Origin of the sequence: Curtobacterium sp. MCBA15_008 (genome assembly GCF_001865065.1) — a bacterium.
GTDB lineage: Bacteria > Actinomycetota > Actinomycetes > Actinomycetales > Microbacteriaceae > Curtobacterium.
Genome location: NZ_MJGN01000012.1, coordinates 166,390 through 184,572 on the forward strand (window position 1 = coordinate 166,390; position 18,183 = coordinate 184,572).

Genomic DNA, 18,183 nt, shown 5'->3' on the forward strand with positions numbered 1-18,183 from the left:
GACGGACACGGGCCGTGTCCGTCACGGGGCGTCGCCGCCGTGCGTGGCGACGCTCGGGGTGCCGGTCGTGCCCGGGGTGCCGGTCGCGGCGGGGGTGGCGCTCCGGAACGAGATGGCGACCACGACCAACGCGAGCGCCATGGCGCACGCCGAGACGAGGAACGCGGTCGCGTAGCCCGTGGCGGTCGACGCGCCCGTCGCGGTCCGGGTGGCTGCGATGGTGGCGAGCGTCGCGACGCCGAGGGCCGCGCCGATCTGCTGCGCGGTCGTCAACAGGCTCGCTCCTTCGCCCTGCACCGCGGCTGGGATGTCCGCGGTCGCGGCGATGGACAGCGCCGGCAGCAGGACGCCGATCCCGAGCGCCGTGAGGACCAGGCCGGGCAGCACGTTGGCGAGGTACGTCGCCTCGGGGGACAGCAACGAGAACACCGTCTGACCCGTGACGATCAGCGCCACCCCCGTCAGCGCGGTCGGCCGGAGTCCCACCCGGGCGATGACCCGACGGGCGACCAGCGACGACAGCAGCACGATCAGGACGGTCGACGGCAGCAGCGCGAGCCCGGTCCCCAGCGGGTCGAAGCGGAGCACCGTCTGGAGGAACAGCGAGACGAAGTAGACGTAGCCGGCGAGCACCGCACCGGTGATCACCATGGTCACGAGCGCTCCGCGACGCATCCGTGACGCCAGGACGGTCCACGGGACCAGCGGGTTCCGTGATCGTGCCTGGAGCACGACGAAGGTCGCCCCGAGGGCGAGTCCGACGGCGACCGGAACGACCGTGGACGGGCTCGTCGGTCCGGCGGTCTCGAGGGCACTGAGCCCCAGGATCACGGAGGCGATCGCCGCGGTCACGAGCAGGGACGGCCCGACGCGGAGCGATCCCCGGTCGGTGCTGGCCCGATCGACCACGACCCGGGGGACGAGCACGAGCAGGGCGACGATCACGGGGACGTTGATCACGAAGATGCTGCGCCACCCGACCAGCTGGACGAGGAGTCCGCCGAGGACGATCCCGGCGGTCCCGCCAGCAGCCGTGGCGGCCTGCCAGAGCCCGAGTGCGCGAACCCGCGCCGGACCGTCCGCGAACCGGAGCGTGAGGGTCGAGAGGGCGGCGGGGGCGATGAGGGCCCCCGCGGCGCCCTGCACGAAGCGTGCGGCGACCAACCACCCGGGTGCGGGAGCGAGTCCGCACCCGAGCGACGCCACGCCGAACAGCGCGAGCCCGACGAGCAGCACCCGCCGCTGACCGAACACGTCCCCCGCCCGGCCGCCCAACAGGAGCAGCGAGCCGAAGGTCAGCGCGTAGCCCGTCACGATCCACTGGAGGCCGGACGCCGAGAAGCCGAGTCCCGAGCGGATGGTCGGGAGCGCGACGTTCACGACGCTGAAGTCGAGCTGCAGGACGAACTGCGCGGCGCAGAGCACGAGCAGGGTCGCGGTCGCCCGGGGGACGGGAGTGGACGCGGGTGCGGGTGCGGACGGGGTGGTCACCGTGGCTCGGCTCGCACGGCGAACAGGTTCCCGAACGGATCGAGCAGCTGGCAGAGCCGCTCCCCCGTGAAGACCGTCTTCGGCCCCCGGTGGGCGGAGGCCCCGGCGGCGACCCAGTCCTCGACCACGGCGTCCACGTCGGGCACGGTCCAGTACGGCACCGTGCCGGAGGGCCCCGGCGTGTTCAGTTCGTCGGTCCGGTGCAGCGTGAGGCGGACGCCGTCGATGTCGAACGCGACGAGCGCACCACCGCGGACGACTGGTTCGCGGCGGAGCCTCGCCGAGTACCAGGCGACCGCGGCGTCGAGGTCGTCCACGAACAGGAACACGTTGCCGACCGGGCCGATCACCAGCGGTGCTGCGGAGTCGTCAGACATGCGGGTCCTCCTTCGTCGTGGTCTGCTGCGGGGTCGCGGTCGCGGTCGCGGCCGTCGGGTCGACGGTCTCACCGGCGAAGTAGTGGTGCCAGCGGGGCGTCCCCTCGCACGCGGCGAGGGCTCGCGCTTCGATCTCGCGGTCCCGCCCGGTGGAGCGCTGGGTCTGCTGACGCTGGTACTCGCTCCAGGACGGCAGCAGGAAGGTCTCGAACCACACGTCCTCCTCCTCGCCGCTGCGGTAGAGCCGCCACCGGAACGCTCCGGTGCGACGACGGGAGGCGCCGAGCGCCGTCATGGCCTGCTGGAACTCCTGCCGTGACGCCGCGCGGACGGTATAGGACACCGTGATCAGCACCGGCCCGTCCGTGGGCGCCGGTTCGAACAGGAGGGTCGGTGAGGCCCACGCGAGGCGGGCGGACCGGTCGATGACGCCGGTGCCGGGCAGGAGCGGCAGCCGGAGGACGCTGACCGCCACGAGCGCCAGCATGACCGCCGACGCCGTGAGCGCGAGCGGGGTGCCGATGGCCGAGGCGAGTGCACCCCATCCCACCGAGCCCAGCGCCATCGTCCCCATGAAGACGAGGATGTACATCGCCGCACCGCGCGAGCGCACCCACTGCGGCAGCGTCAACTGCAACGCGGTGTTGAGCACGGTGAGCGTGCCGATCCACGCGATGCCCGCCAGGACGAGCAGCAGCAGCGTGGGGAGCAGCGGCAGGAACGCCGCGGCCGCCGCTCCTGCGGCGTAGAGCAGCGCGCTGACCGCGATCGTCCAGTTGTCCGAGAACCGTCGACGCGCGGCGGGCAGCAGCACGATGCCGAGCACGGCACCGACGCCCGGCCCGGTCAGCAGGAGCCCGTAGCCGCTCGACCCGAGGTGCAACCGGGTCGCGGTCAGCGGGAGCAGGGCCCAGAGCGCGCTCGCCGGCAACGCGAACAGTGCCGAGCGGAGCAGGATCCGTCGCACGAGGTGTGCCGACGCCACGTAGCGCAGCCCTGCGGCGAGCGCCGGTCCGAAGTGCTCCCGGTCCTCGAGGCCGGCCTGCGGGGGCCGCTTCCACCACAGCAGTGCCGCGACCGCGCCGAGGAACGAGAGCGCGTTGATGCCGAAGACGACCGGGGCGCCGAACGCCGACAGCACCACGCCCGCCAGCGCCGGACCGATCGCGCGGGCGCCGTTGACGGTGAGGCCGCCGAGTGCTGCCGAGGCGCCGATCTGCTCACGCGGGACGAGCTCGGGCTGGATCGCCTGCCACGCCGGCGAGGTGAGCGTCGCCGAGACGCCGAGCAGGAACGTGAAGCCGAGCAGCAGCACCGCGGTCAGCGTGCCGGTGGCGGAGACCGCGGCGAGCGCTGCGGCGAGCACGGCACTGGCGACGGACCCCACGATGAGGAGCCGGCGCCGGTCGTACGAGTCGGCGAGCACCCCTGCCACGAGGGAGAGGAGCACCGCGGGTGCGAGGCTCGCCGTCTGCACGAGGGCGATCACGACCGGGCTGGCGGACGCCTCCACGAGGAACCACTGTGCGCCCACCGTCTGCATCCAGCCGCCGATGTTGCTGCCCAGCTGCGCGAACCACAGCACCCGGAACGCCGTGCTCGCCATCGGTGCCCACGCGGAGGCCGACGGGTGCGGAGCGGTCGCGGCGGGGGCGGTGCTCGGGGCGCCGCTCACCGGGGCTCGACCTCGAGTGTCTGCGCGAGGAACGCGAGCGATCCGGGAAGGGCGTGGTCGGTGTAGCCCTCGGCGTGCCGGAGGCCCGGGATCAGCTGCAGGGTGTTCGGCACGCCGGCCGCGGCGAGCGCTGCCTGCAGGGCGATCGGGTCCGTCCGCGGGACCCATTCCTCGAGCGAGTTGGCGAGGTAGACGGGGCCGGTCGCCGCCGTGACGTGCTCGATCGTGGACGCCGCGTCGAGCGCCGACCGGTCGCCGCCGACCTCCTGCAGGATCACCCAGCGGAGGAACGGGTCGTCGCGTCCGGTCTGGTCGATGTCGGCGCTGCGCATCGCGTCGAGGTCCTGCGTCGTCGGCGCCGCGTCGACGGTGCCGTCGGTCGCTCGGATGATCTCGGCGAGGCCGAAGATCCCCGACCAGCTGACGGAGGGGCGGCCGGTCGCGATGCCGCCCTCGACGGCGAGGTTGCCGCCGGCGGACCCGCCGAAGAACGCGACCTTGCTCCGGTCGAACGGGACGTCGGACTGCAGCGCCCACTCGTACGCGGTGAGCACGTCGTCCCTGCTCGCGGGGAACACGTCCGTCGGCGCCAGGCGGTAGTTCGGCACGAAGACCGTGTACCCGGCGTCCACGAGCCGCGCGGACAGTCCGTCCTCCTTGGCCTTGTCCCCACGGAACCAGCCGCCCCCGTGCACGAGGACGACGGCGCCGACGCTCGCGGGCGCTCCGGGGCCGGGGCGGTGGACGTCGAGGACCAGTGCGTCGTGCTGGTCCGAGTACCGCACGTCGCGGTCGATGCGTGGCGGCTGCCGTGCGGGCATGCGATGACGACCTTCCTCGAGCTCCCGACGCCCGACCGGGCAGGGGTACGGAACCCGATTGTGATCGACTGCGGCACGGGACGGTTGGGTCAGATGACTCGATACGGGTCGGGTCCGCCCGGTAGCGTTCCGGCATGACGATGACGTTCCCGGAGCCCGGTGTCCACCCACTGCGGGGAGGACCGACGCTCGGGTGGGGTGTGATCGGCCCCGGGGAGATCGCGAACGACTTCACCGCGACGCTGCACGCGAACTCCGACCAGCGCGTCGTCGCCGTGGGCTCCCGCTCCCCCGAGCGCGCCGCCGCCTTCGCCGCCCGCCACGGCGTCCCCGGGGTGCACGGCTCGTACGAGGCCCTCGTCGCGGACCCCGCCGTCGACGTGGTCTACGTCGCCTCACCGCACCCGCAGCACCTCGGGCACGCGCTGCTCGCGATCGCCGCCGGCAAGCACGTCCTCGTCGAGAAGCCGATGACGACCTCGGCGGCGGACACCCGCACCCTCGCCGACACCGCACGTACCGCGGGCGTGCTCGCGATGGAGGCGATGTGGACCAGGTACCTGCCGGGCACGACCGTCGTCGCCCGGCTGCTCGCGGACGGTGCCCTCGGCGACGTCCGGCTCGCGACGGTGGACGTCGGCTGGCCGCACGACCCGGACCCGGCCGACCGCATGTTCGACCCCGCCGCAGGTGGGGGCGCCCTCCTCGATGCCGGTGTGTACGGGCACTGGTTCGCACGGTTCGCCACCGGCGCCCCGGTGACCAGCAGCACGACGGGGGCGGTCTCGGATCGCGGGGTCGACCTCCAGTCCGTCACCGTGTCGACGGCGGGCGGTGGCGCGCAGGCGGTGGTGGCCACGTCGATGACGGCGTGGACGCCGGGGCTGGCGGTCGTCGCCGGCAGCCGGGCCACGGTGCGCTGGACCGACCACTTCGTGTTCCCGGCGTCGTTCGCGGTGCACCACCCGGGTGGGGAGGACCACTGGGCCGAACCGACCGGGCTGCAGGGGCGGCAGGGGCTCGTGTGGCAGGCCGCGGCGCTCGCGCAGTACGTGGCGGACGGCCGCACGGAGTCGCCGCTGCACTCGCTCGACGACTCGATCGGCATCGCCGAGGCGCTGGACGCGGCACGTGCGGCACTCGGTTCGGGGGCCGTGACGTCTGTTTCCGAACGCGACACCTCGACCCCCTAGGATCACGGGCCGGTCGACCACCCGGCCGGGAAGAGGACTCGATGACCAGCGCCACCACCAGCGCCACCGGGAACCCGCAGGCGGAACTCGCCGGCGGCGACCGTGCACCGGCGCCCCGGACCCTGCTCGACGTCCTCACCGCCACGGCGGCCGAGCACCCGGACGCCCTCGCGCTCGAGGACCCGGCCGGCGCCCTCGACTACGCGACCCTGCTGGAGCGGGTGCACGAGCAGGCGGACGACCTTGCACGGCGCGGGGTCCGACGCGGCGACCGGGTCGGGGTGCGGATCCCCTCCGGCGGACGCGACCTGTACGTGTCGATCCTGGCGGTGCTCGCCGCGGGTGCGGCCTACGTGCCGGTGGACGCCGACGACCCCGAGGAACGCGCGACCCTGGTGTTCGGTGAGGCCGCCGTCGTCGGCGTGATCGGTGCCGGCGGGGTGCTGCGACGATCCGGTGCGCCGGATGCCGAGCCGTCGCCGGTCGTCGACCCCGCGGCGAGCGCCGACTCCCCCACGCTCGAGGACGACGCGTGGATCATCTTCACCTCCGGCTCGACCGGGGTGCCGAAGGGCGTCGCGGTGACGCACCGGTCGGCGGCGGCGTTCGTCGACGCCGAGGCGCGGATGTTCCTGCAGGCCGCGCCGATCGGCCCCGGCGACCGGGTGCTGGCCGGGTTGAGCGTCGCGTTCGACGCGTCGTGCGAGGAGATGTGGCTGGCGTGGGGACACGGCGCGTGCCTGGTGCCGGCGCCGCGATCGCTGGTGCGGACCGGGGTGGACCTCGGGCCCTGGCTCATCGCGCACACCATCACGGTCGTGTCGACGGTGCCGACGCTCGCGGCGCTGTGGCCGGACGACGCGCTCGAGCAGGTGCGGCTCGTGATCTTCGGCGGTGAGGCGTGCCCGCCGGAGCTCGCCGCGCGGATCGCGAGTCGCGGGCGTGAGGTGTGGAACACGTACGGCCCGACCGAGGCGACGGTGGTGGCGTGCGGTGCGCTGCTCGACGGGAGCACGCCGATCCGGATCGGTCTGCCGCTCGACGGGTGGGACCTGGCGGTGGTCGACGCCGCGGGGCAGCGGGTCGAGCCGGGTGGTGTCGGGGAGCTCGTGATCGGCGGGGTGGGGCTCGGCCGGTACCTCGACCCGGCGAAGGACGCGGAGAAGTACGCGCCGTTCCCGGAACTCGGGTGGGCGCGGGCGTACCGGAGCGGTGACCTGGTGCGGTACGACCCCGAGGGGCTGGTGTTCCAGGGGCGGGCGGACGACCAGGTGAAGCTCGGCGGCCGGCGGATCGAGCTCGGCGAGATCGACGCGGCGCTGCAGGCGCTCGACGACGTGGCGGGCGGTGCCGCGGTGGTGCAGCGAACCCCGGCCGGCAACCAGGTGCTCGTCGGCTACGTCGCCCCCGTGGCGGGTGCCTCCGTCGACGTGGCTACGGCGAACGCGCGGCTGCGCGAGGAGCTGCCCGCCGCGCTCGTGCCGCTGCTGGCGGTCGTGGACTCCCTGCCGACACGGACGTCGGGGAAGGTCGACCGTGCGGCGCTGCCGTGGCCTCTGCCCGGGGCGGCGGCCGGATCGGCCGGGGCGGTGCTGCCGGACACCGTGGCGTGGATCGCGGAGCGGTGGGCGGCGATCCTCGGCGTCCCGGTGACGAGCACCGACGACGACTTCTTCGCGCACGGCGGTGGTTCGCTCACGGCGGCGCAGCTCGTGTCCGCGATCCGGGAGCGGTTCCCGACCACGACGGTGGCGGACGTCTACGACCACCCGCGGATCGGTGCCTTGGCCGACGCGCTCGACGACTCCGGGCCGACGGTCTCGGTCCCCCGCGACGTGCGTCCGGTGCCGCCGACGACCGGGTTCGTGATGACGCTGCTCGGGCTGCCGGTCCAGGTGCTCCGCGGGCTGCGGGTCCTCAGCTGGACCGCGCTCGTCGCCGCCGTCCTGCACGCGACGACCCTGCCGACGTTGCCGGTCTTGCCGTGGCCCGTCCTGGTCCTCGCGCTGCTGCTGTTCGTCACACCCCTGGGGAAGATGGCGCTCACCGTCGTGCTGGCGCGGCTCCTGCTGGCGGGCGTCCGACCGGGCGACCACCCCCGCGGCGGGTCCGTGCACCTGCGGGTGTGGCTGGCCGAGCGGATCGCCGAGGCGGTGGACGGCCCGTCGACGGCGGGCGCCCCGTGGATCAGCTACTACGCACGGGCGCTCGGCGCCCGGATCGGCGCGGACGTCGACCTGCACACGCTGCCGCCGGTGACGGGGATGCTCACGATCGGCAAGCGCGCGTCGATCGAACCCGAGGTCGACCTCGCCGGGCACTGGGTGGACGGCGACGTCTTCCGGCTCGGCCACGTGCGGGTCGACGCGGACGCCGTCGTGCACAGCCGGACGACGCTGCTGCCCGGCGCGCACGTCGGCGCGGGTGCCGAGGTGGAGGCCGGGTCGGCCGTGACCGGCCGGGTCCCCGACGGCGAACGCTGGGCGGGTTCGCCGGCGGAACGCATCGGGTCGGCGCGACACGACCGGGAGGCGCGCCCCGCCCCACGACGTCGGTGGCTGCTGGCGTACGGGGCCGGGTCCGTGGCCGTGGCCGGCTTGCCGGTGATCGGCGTCGCCGCCGGGGTGGCGGTCGCGTGGCTGCTCGTCGGACCGGCGGGCTCGCTCGGCGAGGCGCTGCTGCGCGCGCTGCTCTGGGTGCCGCTCGCGACGGTCGTGGCGGGCGCCGTGTACGCGCTGCTCGTGGTGGTGTCGGTGCGGCTGCTCGGCATCGGCCTGGTCGAGGGCCGCCATCCGGTGCGGTCCCGGATCGGGTGGCAGGCGTGGTCGACCGAACGGGTGCTCGACGCGGCGCGCACGCTGCTGTTCCCGCTGTACGCCTCGCTCGTCACCCCCGTCTGGCTCCGACTGCTCGGCGCGAGGGTCGGGCGGAACACCGAGATCTCGACGGTGCTGCTCATCCCCTCGCTGACGCAGATCGCCTCGGGGGCGTTCCTCGCCGACGACACGATGGTGGCCACCTACGAGCTCGGCGGCGGGCGCATCCGGATCGGTCGGTCGAAGATCGGACGGCGGGCGTTCCTCGGCAACAGCGGCATGTCCGGCGCCGGCCGGTCGGTTCCGCGCGAGGCCCTGGTCGCCGTGCTGTCCGCCGTGCCGAAGAAGGCCAAGCGCGGCTCGTCGTGGCTCGGCTCGCCGCCAGTCCGGCTCCGGCGCGCGACCGCGCAGTTCGACGAGGAGCGCACCTTCCGGCCGCCGCGGTCGCTCAAGGTCGCGCGCGGGTGCTGGGAGCTGCTCCGCCTCGTCGCGCCGATGGTGTCGGCGGCCATCGCCCTCGGCGTCGTCGGCAGCCTGCTCGCGGTCTGGACCGCGGTCGGCATCGGCTGGACCGTCCTCCTCGCCGGGCCGGTGCTCATCGCCGGCGGCGCCGTGGCCGCCCTCGTCTCCACCGTCGCGAAATGGGCGTTCGTCGGCCGGATCGCCGCGCGGGAGCACCCGCTCTGGTCGTCGTTCGTCTGGCGCAACGAGGTGCAGGACACCTTCGTCGAGACCGTCGCACGGCCGTGGTTCGCCGAGCAGGCCACCGGGACGCCGGCGCTCGCCGCGTGGCTCCGAAGCCTCGGCGCGACGATCGGGCGCGGCACCTGGCTCGAGACGTACTGGCTGCCCGAGGCCGACCTGGTCACGATCGGCGCCGGCGCATCCGTCGCACGGGGCACCGTCGTGCAGACCCACCTGTTCCACGACCGGGTCATGCAGCTCGACACGGTCACGCTCGACGCCGGCGCGACGCTCGGCCCACACAGCGTCGTCCTGCCCGCGGCGGGCATCGGCACCGGGGCGACGGTCGGTCCGGCGTCGCTGGTGATGCGCGGCGAACAGGTGCCGGGCGGGACCCACTGGGCGGGGAACCCGATCGCTCCGTGGACATCCGGGGCACCCGCCGTGGCAGACTGACCGGCACCGTGACCCCGCCGAACACCTTGCCGACGACCGCCGACACCGACCCGTACACCCCGCACAGCGGCGACCGGCGGTGGGACGCCCTGCACTACGACCTGCGGCTCGAGTACCGGGTCGCGACGAACCGGCTCGACGCCACCGCCACCGTCACCGCGCGCGCCGTCGCGGACCTCGACCGCGTCGTGCTCGACCTGCACGGGCTGACCGTGGAGCGGGTCGACGTCGACGGCAAGCGTGCGAAGAAGAGCTCGACGGCGACGCACAAGCTCACCGTGACGCCGGCCGCGCCGATCGCCGCGGGGACCGAGTTCACCCTGCACGTGAAGTACCGCGGCACCCCGCACCCACTCCGCAGCCCCTGGGGCCAGATCGGGTGGGAGGAACTGACCGACGGCGTCATCGTCGCGGCGCAGCCCACCGGGGCACCCTCGTGGTTCCCCTGCAACGACCGCCCGGACGACAAGGCCACCTACCGCTTCGAGGTCACCGCCGAGGCCGCGTACGACGTCGTCGCGAACGGCGACCTGCTCGGCAAGGAGCGCGCCCGCGGCGGTACGACGTGGACCTACGCCACGACCCAGCCGATGGCCACCTACCTGGCGACGGTGCAGATCGGCCGGTACCGGACGACGAAGCTCCGCGGCTCGGACGTCCCCGTCACGCTGCACCACCCCGCCGACCTCGCCGGTGCCGCGAAGACCGACTTCGGCCGGGTGCCGGACATGCTCGCGCTCTACGCCGACCGGTTCGGCCCCTACCCGTTCCCGGCGTACGGCGTCGTGGTGACCGACGACGAGCTCGAGATCCCGCTCGAGGCGCACGGCCTCGCCGTCTTCGGGCGGAACCACGTCGACGGGGAGCACGGCACCGACCGGCTCATCGCGCACGAGCTCGCGCACCAGTGGTTCGGCAACTCCGTCACCGTCGCGCGCTGGCGGGACATCTGGCTGCACGAGGGCTTCGCCTGCTACGCGGAGTGGCTCTGGTCGGAGCACCGCGGTGGGGACACGGCGGACGTCCTCGCCGAGCGGTACCGGCGGGGCGTGCTCGAGCAGCCCCAGGACCTCGTCGTCGGCGATCCGGGCGCGGCGGACATGTTCGACGACCGGGTCTACAAGCGCGGGGCCCTGGCCCTGCACGCCGTCCGCCTGGCCTTCGGGGACGACGCGTTCTTCGACGGGCTCCGGAGGATCACCGAGCAGCACCGGTACGGGTCGGTCCGACCGGAGGACGTGCTCGAGGCGTTCGCCTGGGCCGCTGGGACGACCGTCGATGCGGTGCGGGCACTGACGGCGCCGTGGATCGAGGAGACCGCGGTCCCGACGCTCGAGCGCTAGCCGGCGGTCTCGGCGCTGGCCGGCGGTCTCGGCGCTAGCCGGCGGTCTCGGCCAGGTCCGGTTCGCTGACCTCGGCCCACACGGCGTCGAGGGACAGCCCGACGACCCCGGCGACCGCAGCGATCGTCGAGAACGCCGGCGTCGCGATCCGGCCGGTCTCGATCTTCCGGAGGGTCTCGGGCGAGATGCCGGCCGCCAGCGCCGTGTCGAGCATCGAGCGCGGGCCGCGGGCACGGCGGAGCAGGGCGCCGAGGCGACGGCCACGGGCGAGCTCGTCGGGGCTGAGCGGGAGTCGGACCATGACCCCGACACTAATACCGGGCGAACAGTACCGGGCAGACAATACCGGTATGGTCATCCCATGATCGAGATCCTCACCCCGACCGAGGTCGACCGCGCCCGGGCGACCGGTGCCCTCGTCGGCACGATCCTGCAGACCCTGCGCGAACGGACGCGAGTCGGCACGAACCTGCTCGAGATCGACCGCTGGGCGAAGGCGATGATCGAGGACGCCGGCGCCGAATCCTGCTACGTCGACTACGCGCCGTCGTTCGGACGCGGCCCGTTCGGCCACCACGTCTGCACGGCTGTCAACGACGCCGTCCTGCACGGTCTCCCCCACGACCGGGTGCTCGCCGACGGGGACCTCCTCACCCTCGACCTCGCCGTGTCCCTCGACGGCATCGCGGCCGACGCGGCGATCAGCTTCGTCGTCGGCACGCCCGACCCCGCGGACACGGCGCTCATCTCCGCGACGGAGCGCGCCCTCGCCGCGGGCATCGCCGCCGCCCGGCCGGGGGCCCGGATCGGCGACCTCTCGCACGCCATCGGCACGGTCCTGCAGGGTGCCGGGTACCCCGTCAACGTCGAGTTCGGCGGACACGGCATCGGATCGACCATGCACCAGGACCCCCACGTGTCGAACACCGGGCGCCCCGGCCGCGGCTACACGCTGCGGCCCGGCCTGCTGCTCGCCCTGGAACCGTGGGTGATGGCGGACACCGACGTGCTCGTCACCGACCCGGACGGGTGGACGCTCCGCAGCGCCACCGGGGCGCGGACGGCGCACACCGAGCACACGATCGCGATCACCGAGACCGGCGCCGAGGTGCTCACGCTCCCGCGCTGAGTCCGTCGACAGCGCTGAGTCCGTCGACAGCGCAGAGTCCGTCGGGCGCCGCCTCGACGGGCAGGCCTCCGGCGGCGACCGCGACGACGAGGTCCGCGTCGGGGAAGCGCAGCGTCACCGGGTGTTCGACCCCCTCGAACACCGCGGTGCCCCGGCGGACGTCCACGTCGACGGCCGCCGGGTCGACACGGAGCCCACGGCCGTCGCGCTTCAGGACGGCCTCCTTCGCCGCCCAGCAGGCAGCGAGGGCCCGGACGTCACCGCCCGCGCGGTCCCGCTCGCCCTGGGTGAAGACGTCGAGCGGCGCGGCAGCGACCCGCGAGACCCGTTCCACGTCGACGCCGACCGGCTCGGGGCTGACGACGAGGGCGACGACGCCGGTGGTCCGCGCGAGGCCGACGCCGACGGCGCAGCCGTCGACCTCCACCCAGGGGCGGCCGTGGTCGGTCCCGCCGCAGTGCCCGCAGACGCGCCCCGCGCGCAGGCGCGAGCGGTCGACGCCGTGGGCCGACGCGACGGCAGTGAGCAGCGCCTCCCGGTCGTCGGCCCTGCTCGCGCCCGTGGGGACGAGCGCCAGGACGACGTGCGGGAGGCGCGGGAGACTCACGCGGTGAGCCTACGGTCGACCGTGCGTGCGGTGCGGTCTACGCGTGCGTGAGCGCGATGAGTGCGACGTTCATGGTGCTGTAGAGCCCCTCGGACCGGGTGGCCTGGCGGACTCGACCGCGGAGGACCTCGTACCGGCCGTTGTGCTCGCGCACGAAGCCGATGACGCCGCTCGCGGGCGTCGACACGCGGTGGTAGCCGTCCTCGAGTGGGACGACCTCGGTGCTGGTTGTTCGCTCCATTGCTGTTCCCCTGTCTCGTTCGTCGTCGAACGCGTGCCCGAGCATACCCCGATCCGGGGGACAACACCCCCACAGGATCAGCGTTCCACGAGGGTTCGCCCACAGTCTGTCCGACGGCTGCGTGGCGTGGATAGACTCCGGGCAACAGCGCTCCGGGGCGCGGTTCCGGGGGTTCTCGGGCCCGCAGACCGGCGACGGACGGAGGACGGATGCGAGCGGTCCAGGGTGGATCGGCCACGGGCAGGACGAGCACGAACAGGGGGACACCGCGACTGATCGGCCGGATGGCTGCGGCGCTCCTGGCGGTGCTCATCGTGCTGGCTCCGGCGGCGACGGCCCGGGCGACCGCTCCCGTCGACCTCGGCGGTGCGTACGTCCTCGACGAGGCGGACGTCCTGAGCTCCTCGCAGCAGTCCCGCATCGAGTCCGCCGTCAAGGACCTCTACGCCGACACCCAGACGCAGCTGTTCGTCGTGTTCGTGCCGACCTTCTCGGATCCGGCGGAGCACACCGCGTGGGGGTCCGCCACGATGTCGAAGAACCAGATCGACACCGACAGCATCCTGCTGTCCGTCGCGGTCGACGACCGCAACTACGACGTCCAGCAGACCAACGAGACGAGCATCTCCGAGTCCGACGTGCAGAACGCCGTCAACGACGACCTGCTGCCCGCGCTCAAGCAGAGCGACTGGTCGGGCGGGGCCCTCGCGTTCGCGAACGGGCTGGCGGACACGCAGGCACCGCCGAACCTGACCTGGCTGTGGATCCTGCTCCTCGTCGTCGTCGTCGCCGGCATCGTCGTCGTGCTCGTCATCCGCGGGCGCAACAAGCGCCGCACCGCGGCAGCGACGAAGGCGCAGGAAGCGTCCCTCGCCGAGCTCGAGCGCGCCGCCGGCGGAGCGCTCGTCACCATCGACGACGAACTCCGGACCGCTGAACAAGAGGTCGGCTTCGCCACCGCGCAGTTCGGGGCCGACGCCGCGAAGCCCTTCGCCGACGCCGTCGCCGCCGCGCAGCAGGCCGTCCGGAAGGCCTTCACGTTCCAGCAGCAGCTCGACGACGAGATCCCGGACACCCCGCAGCAGCGTGCCGACTGGGCGAACCAGATCATCGCGATCTGCGAGCAGGCGCACGCCGCGATCGAGGAGCAGACCGAGTCGTTCGACCAGCTCCGGTCCCTCGAGGACGGCGTCGACGAGGCCGCGGTCGCCCTCGCGCAGGCCGTCGCCGCTGCCCCGGCCTCCGTCAGCAGTGCCGCCGCGTCCCTCGACCGGGTCCGGCGGGCGTACACCGGCCGGACGCTCGCCACCGTGGCGGACAGCGTCGACCAGGCCCAGCAGGTGCTCGCCTACGCCACCGAGCGGTCCCAGGCGGCCACCGCGGCGATCGCCGCCGGCGACAAGGGCGAGGCCGTGGTCGCCGTGCGCGACGCACAGCACGCCCTGGCCCAGGTCCAGCAGCTCACGTCGAGCGCCGACGCCGCCGAACGGAGCTTCGCCGAGGCCACCGCACGCGCCGAGGCGATGCAGGCGGACATCGCGGGCGACGTCGCCGCGGCACGGTCGCTCACCGCGGGCGGCCCCGAGCTCTCCGCAGCGGTCATCCGCGCCGAGACCGTCCTGCGCCAGGGGCTCGACCCGAAGGACCCGATCGCTGCGGTCGACGCGCTGACCAAGGCCAACACCGAGATCGACCAGGCGATCGCCACGGCCCGCGGCGCCGAGGAACAGCAGCGACGCGCGGCACGGGCCCTCGACGACGCCCTCCGCGACGCACGCAATCGCATCAGCCAAGCGCGCGAGTTCATCTCGCTGCACCGCGGCGCTGTCGGACCGACCGCCCGCACCCGCCTGTCCGAGGCAGAACGGGCACTCGACGACGCCGTCCACCTCGCCACGAGCGACCCCGGCCAGGCGCTGCAGGCGGCACGCGCCGCCGAGCAGTACGCCGCAGCCGCCATGGACGCCGCGAACGACGACATGGGCGGTTGGGGCGGCGGAGGCGGCGGCTTCGGCGGCGGCGGCAACCGCAACGGCGCGCAGCTCGGCGGCCTCGTCACCGGCATCGTCCTCGGCGGGCTCCTCGGCGGGCGCGGCGGCAGCTACGGCGGCGGCTCCTTCGGGGGCGGCGGCTTCGGCGGCGGCGGGGGCTTCGGCGGCGGAGGCGGCTTCGGCGGAGGCGGAGGCGGCGGGGGCGGCGGCGGCTTCTCCGGCGGCGGCCGGTTCTGACACCACGACCACCAGCAGCAACGACACCAGCACCACACCGATCCCCAGGAAAGGGAACAGCAATGGCAAAGCAGACGATCTTCGGTCGCATCTCGACCCTCGTCCGGGCGAACATCAACCAGCTCATCGACGACGCCGAAGACCCGCAGAAGATGCTCGACCAGCTCGTGCGCGACTACACGAACAACATCGCCGACGCGAAGACCGCGATCGCGCAGACCATCGGCAACGTCCGCCTGCTCGAGCAGGACCACGAAGAGGACAAGCGCGCCGCCGTCGAGTGGGGGCAGAAGGCCGCGAACGCCTCGACCGCCGCCGACAAGTACCGCGCCGAGGGCAAGGGCGCCGAGGCGGACAAGTTCGACAACCTCGCCAAGATCGCCATCGGCAAGCAGATCGCCGCCGAGCAGGAGGTCAAGGACGCCGAGCCGAACCTCGCCTCGCAGAACGAGGCCGTCGAGAAGCTCAAGACCGGCCTCGCAGGCATGGAGCAGAAGCTCGAGGAGCTCCGTGCGAAGCGGGACAACCTCGTCGCCCGCTCGAAGACGGCCGAGGCGCAGTCGAAGGTCAACGACGCGCTCGGCAACATCGACGTGCTCGACCCGACGAGCGACCTCGGCCGCTTCGAGGAGAAGGTCCGCCGCGAAGAGGCGAAGGTCCTCGGCCAGCAGGAGCTCCAGTCGTCGAGCCTCGACGCGCAGTTCGAGAGCCTCGAGGACGTCGGCAAGGACGCCGAGGTCGAGGCGCGGCTCGCGGCGCTGAAGTCCGGCGGCTCGTCCAGCCTCTGACACTCCCCCTGACGACGCCGGACCCCAGCTGACAGACTGACACGATGCAGTTCCTCGTGGTCGGTCAGTGGCAGGGTTCGGCGTCGTCGCGCGCGATGCGCCTCGGAGACGGGGCATCGGCCATCGCGGCCGACCTCCCCCGCGCGTCGACCACCGTCATCGACGTGCCGGCCGGAGCGGGTGACCGGCTGGAGACCGCCATCGCGCGCTACACCTCGGTGCTCGCCGTCGCGGACCGCGTCGCCGAGGAGACCGCCGTCGCGAGTGAGCCCGTGCTCGTCGTCGGTGGTGACGGCGCGAGCGTCCTCGGCGCCACCGCCGGGCTCGGTCCGGACACCGCGTTCCTGCGCATCGCCGGGTCGAGCGGGTTCCGTGCGCTGAACCGGGCGCAACCCGTCGCCGCCGAGACCGCCGTGCTGCGGATCCTCGTCGACCGCCCCGACGACCTCTTCCCCGCGCTCCCGACCCTGCCCGCCTCGTCGATCGTGCTCGCCGGGGTCCGCGGCGTGGAGGAATCGGAGGCGAACGCCCTCGACCGCGCGGGCATCGTGCACCTCGACGTCGACGTCGCCACGCCCGACGCGATCGCCGCAGCCGTGGACGCCACCGGCGCCGGCGCCGTGTTCGTGCACGTCGACCTCGACGTCCTCGACCCGTCCGAGGTCGACGGGCTGCTCGAACCGGTGCCGTTCGGACTCGACGGCGCGGGACTCGTGGAACGCATCCAGGCCGCCACCCGCGGGCGACGTCTGGCCGGGGCCGCGCTGACCGGGTTCGCCCCGGTCGACCCGGACCGGGCCGTCGACGACCTCGGTGTCATCCTGCGGGCGGTCGGCGCCCTCACGAGCGCGTCGCGCGCGGCCTGAGGACGACCACCGGCGGCCGCGCGTCGCGTTCGGCGGGCGTGCTGCCGCGCCGCGTACGCTCAGCAGCATGACGGACTACGACCTCATCGTGATCGGCGCCGGCGCAGTCGGCGAGAACGTGGCGGACTACGCCAAGAAGCGCGGCCTCAGCGTCGCCATCGTGGAGGCCGAGCTCGTCGGCGGTGAGTGTTCCTACTGGGCGTGCATGCCGTCGAAGGCCCTCCTCCGCAGCGGCCACGCCCTCTCCGCGGCGAAGCGGCTCGACGGCGCGAAGCAGGCCGTCACCGGCGAACTCGACGCCGCACACGTCCTCGCCCGCCGGAACTCGTTCACGTCGGACTGGAAGGACGACTCGCAGGTGTCGTGGCTCGACTCCGCGGGCATCGACCTCATCCGCGGCCACGCCCGCATCACCGGCGAGAAGACCCTCGAGGTCGACGGGACGACGTACACCGCCGCCGCGATCGCCGTGGTCACCGGGTCGCTCCACATCCTTCCCGACGTCCCCGGGCTGGCCGACGCGAAGCCGTGGGGCACGCGCGAGGCCACCAGCGCGCAGCAGGTCCCGGAGAGCCTCCTCGTCATCGGCGGCGGCGTCTCCGGCTCCGAGCTCGCCACCGCGTGGGCGTCCCTCGGCGCGAAGGTCACCCTCGTCGCCCGCCACGGTCTGCTGGGCGGGATGGAGCCCTTCGCCGGCGAACTCGTCGCCGACGCCATGCGTGAGCTCGGCATCGACGTCCGCACCGGCGTGAACCCGACCCGCGTCGACCGCGACGAGCACGGCCTGGTCACCACGACCCTCGACGACGGCACCACGGTCGTCACGAGCGAGGTGCTCGCCGCCACCGGTCGAGCCGCCCACACGAAGGACCTCGGGCTCGACTCCGTGGGCCTGACCCCCGGCGACTGGCTGCAGGTCGACGACACCATGCTCGTGCACGGCACGGACTGGCTCTACGCCGTCGGCGACGTCAACCACCGCGTGCTCCTCACCCACCAGGGCAAGTACCAGGCGCGTGCCGCCGGTGAAGCCATCGCCGCCCGCATCCAGGGCACCCCGCTGCACACCGAGCCGTGGGGCGCGCACGTCGCCACCGCCGACCACGCCGCCGCACCGCAGGTCACCTTCACCGACCCAGAGGTCGCCAGCGTCGGTCTGACCGAGTCGAAGGCCCGCGAGCAGGGGCTGAACGTGCGTGCGGTCGAGTACGAGCTCGGCAACGTCGCGGGCGCCTCGCTGCAGGCCGACGGCTACTCCGGGCGCGCGAAGATGGTCGTCGACGAGGACCGCCGGGTCGTCGTCGGGGTCACCTTCGTCGGGCAGGACGTCGCCGAGATGCTGCACGCGGCCACCATCGCCGTCGTCGGCGAGGTGCCGATCGACCGGCTGTGGCACGCCGTCCCCGCGTACCCCACGATGAACGAGATCTGGCTGCGCCTGCTCGAGACGTACGGCCGCCCGGAGTAG

At 73.7% G+C, this 18,183-nt stretch carries 15 protein-coding genes; 8 read left to right on the forward strand and 7 right to left on the reverse strand.

The features are described from left to right. Positions 1-21: 21 nt before the first annotated feature. From BIU96_RS06650 to BIU96_RS20205, 4 genes are read right to left on the reverse strand one after another with little or no spacing between them, the layout of a single operon-like run. Positions 22-1,491 (reverse strand): MFS transporter, encoded by a 1,470-nt coding sequence (locus BIU96_RS06650; protein WP_071291803.1) that lies wholly within the window; start codon positions 1,489-1,491, stop codon positions 22-24. Beyond that, positions 1,488-1,868: a VOC family protein gene (locus BIU96_RS19745; RefSeq protein ID WP_071291804.1), complete on the reverse strand. Its 381-nt coding sequence runs from the start codon at positions 1,866-1,868 to the stop codon at positions 1,488-1,490. Before BIU96_RS19745 ends, BIU96_RS06650 begins: the two co-directional genes overlap by 4 nt. Continuing rightward, positions 1,861-3,543: an MFS transporter gene (locus tag BIU96_RS06660; RefSeq protein ID WP_254786004.1), complete on the reverse strand. Its 1,683-nt coding sequence runs from the start codon at positions 3,541-3,543 to the stop codon at positions 1,861-1,863. The genes BIU96_RS19745 and BIU96_RS06660 overlap by 8 nt, the downstream gene beginning before the upstream one ends. Continuing rightward, the gene (locus BIU96_RS20205) at positions 3,540-4,364 is read right to left on the reverse strand and encodes an alpha/beta hydrolase (RefSeq protein ID WP_071291805.1); all 825 of its coding nucleotides are present in this window, start codon (positions 4,362-4,364) and stop codon (positions 3,540-3,542) included. Before BIU96_RS20205 ends, BIU96_RS06660 begins: the two co-directional genes overlap by 4 nt. 134 nt (positions 4,365-4,498) lie before the next feature. On the opposite strand from BIU96_RS20205, the gene BIU96_RS06670 reads away from it, so the two are divergent. The 3 genes from BIU96_RS06670 to BIU96_RS06680 are packed head-to-tail and all read left to right on the forward strand — an operon-like array spanning position 4,499 to position 10,856. Beyond that, entirely contained in the window at positions 4,499-5,557 is a 1,059-nt protein-coding gene (locus BIU96_RS06670) for a Gfo/Idh/MocA family protein (protein ID WP_254786006.1), read from the forward strand. A gap of 41 nt (positions 5,558-5,598) precedes the next feature. Further along, on the forward strand, positions 5,599-9,513 hold the full coding sequence (locus BIU96_RS06675; protein ID WP_071291806.1) for a Pls/PosA family non-ribosomal peptide synthetase: 3,915 nt from the start codon (positions 5,599-5,601) through the stop codon (positions 9,511-9,513). A gap of 8 nt (positions 9,514-9,521) precedes the next feature. Continuing rightward, entirely contained in the window at positions 9,522-10,856 is a 1,335-nt protein-coding gene (locus tag BIU96_RS06680) for a M1 family metallopeptidase (RefSeq protein WP_071291870.1), read from the forward strand. A gap of 34 nt (positions 10,857-10,890) precedes the next feature. Here BIU96_RS06680 and BIU96_RS06685 read toward each other — a convergent pair whose 3' ends face one another. Then, a complete protein-coding gene (locus BIU96_RS06685; RefSeq protein WP_071291807.1) occupies positions 10,891-11,157 on the reverse strand; it encodes a helix-turn-helix domain-containing protein in 267 nt (88 codons plus the stop codon). Between the two features lie 60 nt (positions 11,158-11,217). Between BIU96_RS06685 and map the strand changes: the two genes are divergently transcribed. After that, a complete protein-coding gene (gene map, locus BIU96_RS06690) occupies positions 11,218-11,985 on the forward strand; it encodes a type I methionyl aminopeptidase (RefSeq protein ID WP_071291808.1) in 768 nt (255 codons plus the stop codon). Here map and BIU96_RS06695 read toward each other — a convergent pair. Continuing rightward, on the reverse strand, positions 11,969-12,592 hold the full coding sequence (locus tag BIU96_RS06695; protein ID WP_071291809.1) for a 4'-phosphopantetheinyl transferase superfamily protein: 624 nt from the start codon (positions 12,590-12,592) through the stop codon (positions 11,969-11,971). The two genes, map and BIU96_RS06695, sit on opposite strands and share 17 nt — an antisense overlap. Before the next feature lie 37 nt (positions 12,593-12,629). Beyond that, positions 12,630-12,833 carry a hypothetical protein gene (locus BIU96_RS06700; RefSeq protein ID WP_071291810.1) on the reverse strand — a complete coding sequence of 68 codons (204 nt, stop codon included), beginning with the start codon at positions 12,831-12,833 and terminating at the stop codon, positions 12,630-12,632. Between the two features lie 284 nt (positions 12,834-13,117). Between BIU96_RS06700 and BIU96_RS20375 the strand changes: the two genes are divergently transcribed. The 4 genes from BIU96_RS20375 to BIU96_RS06720 all read left to right on the forward strand — a co-directional run bounded on the left by BIU96_RS20375 (position 13,118) and on the right by BIU96_RS06720 (position 18,183). Beyond that, positions 13,118-15,061, forward strand: coding sequence for a YgcG family protein (locus BIU96_RS20375; RefSeq protein ID WP_071291811.1), 1,944 nt, complete (start codon positions 13,118-13,120; stop codon positions 15,059-15,061). Between the two features lie 62 nt (positions 15,062-15,123). Next, the gene (locus tag BIU96_RS06710) at positions 15,124-15,849 is read left to right on the forward strand and encodes a PspA/IM30 family protein (protein ID WP_071291812.1); all 726 of its coding nucleotides are present in this window, start codon (positions 15,124-15,126) and stop codon (positions 15,847-15,849) included. Positions 15,850-15,893: 44 nt separating this feature from the next. Beyond that, positions 15,894-16,715, forward strand: coding sequence for an arginase family protein (locus BIU96_RS06715; protein ID WP_071291813.1), 822 nt, complete (start codon positions 15,894-15,896; stop codon positions 16,713-16,715). 67 nt (positions 16,716-16,782) lie between these two features. Then, a complete protein-coding gene (locus BIU96_RS06720) occupies positions 16,783-18,183 on the forward strand; it encodes an NAD(P)/FAD-dependent oxidoreductase (protein WP_071291814.1) in 1,401 nt (466 codons plus the stop codon).